Genomic DNA, 1,505 nt, shown 5'->3' on the forward strand with positions numbered 1-1,505 from the left:
TACGGCAGCCGCCATTTGTTAGCTGACCAGGGCGTAGTCGCGGTTCAGTCGGGTGCGTTGGTGGAACCAGCGTGCGCGGGCCTGGTGGCGGCGTCGCCAGGTGAGCCATCGGGTGGCGTGGCCGGGCGGTTTCGGATGGTGAAGGGCGTCAGCGAGTAGCCGTTTGACCTCAGGGACGGTCAGCGGGATGAGCCCGGGTTCGGGTGGTGGTGGCTGGTCGGGTGTGCTCGGTGGCGGGGCCTGGGTGTCGGTGCGGTCGCGCAGGTGGGCGGCGGTGACCGCGCAGATCGCGAGGGCGGCCATGACCAGCACGGTGTGACGCTGGATCGCGGTGTAGAGCCGGGCCTGGCACTGGTCCAGGCCGAAGTGGTCCTTGCTGAACTCGAAATCCTCCTCGACCGGCCAGCGCAGTCCGGCGGCGCGGATGAGTCTGGCCTTGGTCACCGGATGCCCTTCGGGCAGGTGGCAGTAGTGGAAGGCCAACTCACCGCTGTGCAGGTGACGGCGGACCAGCAGGTGATGCCGTGGTGAGGCGGTGACGATCCACGCCCAGGCGTACCAGCGCTGCCCTTTCGATCCGGTACCGGCCGAGCGGACCTCCCACCGATGTGTGTCCGCGGCCAGCCGGGTGATGGCCTGCGCGCAGGTCATCCTGTCTCCGGAGGGCAGGTTGATCATGAAGGTGGAGGCGACTCGCAGCACGTACGCCTGCCCGTGAGCCTCGAAGAACTCCCGCAACTGTGTGCAGTTGCCGTACACCTCGTCGCCGCAGGCGACGTCGAAGCGCAGCCCGTCGGCGTACGCGTCAGCGCAGATGTCGATGGCCAACTGGCCCTTGGTGCGGAACTCCAACCCGGGCGGCAGTCCCATGCCGGCCGCAGCCTGCGGGTCACTGATCTGCTCGGCCGGGATCCACTGGCGCGCCCCGATCAACGCGTGCCCGATCCGCTCCCGCACATACGACAGGTGCACCGTGTTGATACCGTTCGCGACCCTGCCCGCGCACCCCATGTACTGCCGCTTCACCCCACACGTGGCCTGGCCCTGCTTGGGCTGCCCCGTCTCGTCCAACGCAGCGACCGTCAGCCCACGCCACCGCCGGCGGCTCGCCGCCTCGTCCAGACCGGCGGCCACGAACCGCCGGACCTGGCTCATCGCAGCCATCGTGTCCCACACCGCCCGGTTCAGCAGCCGCTGTGTGCGATCCGGCGTGGCGTCCCCGACCTGCTCGGCGATGCTCCATCCGTTGCGCTTCGGCACCTGGCTGATCAGCGCCGAGACGTACCTGCCCGCGTGCTGCCATGTCTGCGTCCGCACGAAACACGACCGCAGCCGCTCCAACAGGTCGGCCCGTGCTCGCACCGCACGCCCGGCCGCTACCCTGACAGCAGCAGCCGCCTTTGATCTTGTTGTCCTCACAAACACATGATCGACAGGCGGCTGCGTCCACGTTGCACACCCCCACCGCATCCCACCAGGTCAGACGGCCAATGGCGGCTGCCGTA

At 68.8% G+C, this 1,505-nt stretch carries 1 protein-coding gene; it reads right to left on the reverse strand.

The annotated features are described in order from the left end of the window. Nucleotides 1–18: 18 nt before the first annotated feature. Nucleotides 19–1,470, reverse strand: a complete 1,452-nt coding sequence (locus AB0G14_RS35670) for an IS701 family transposase (protein WP_357705216.1) — start codon at nucleotides 1,468–1,470, stop codon at nucleotides 19–21. Nucleotides 1,471–1,505: the final 35 nt, after the last annotated feature.

The organism is Micromonospora sp. NPDC023814 (assembly GCF_040639595.1).
Lineage (GTDB): Bacteria > Actinomycetota > Actinomycetes > Mycobacteriales > Micromonosporaceae > Micromonospora.

Bases quoted from the DNA above. Each gene is read 5' to 3' on its own strand.
- AB0G14_RS35670 (WP_357705216.1), bottom strand. From the start codon at position 1,470: ATGCGGTGGGGGTGTGCAACGTGGACGCAGCCGCCTGTCGATCATGTG.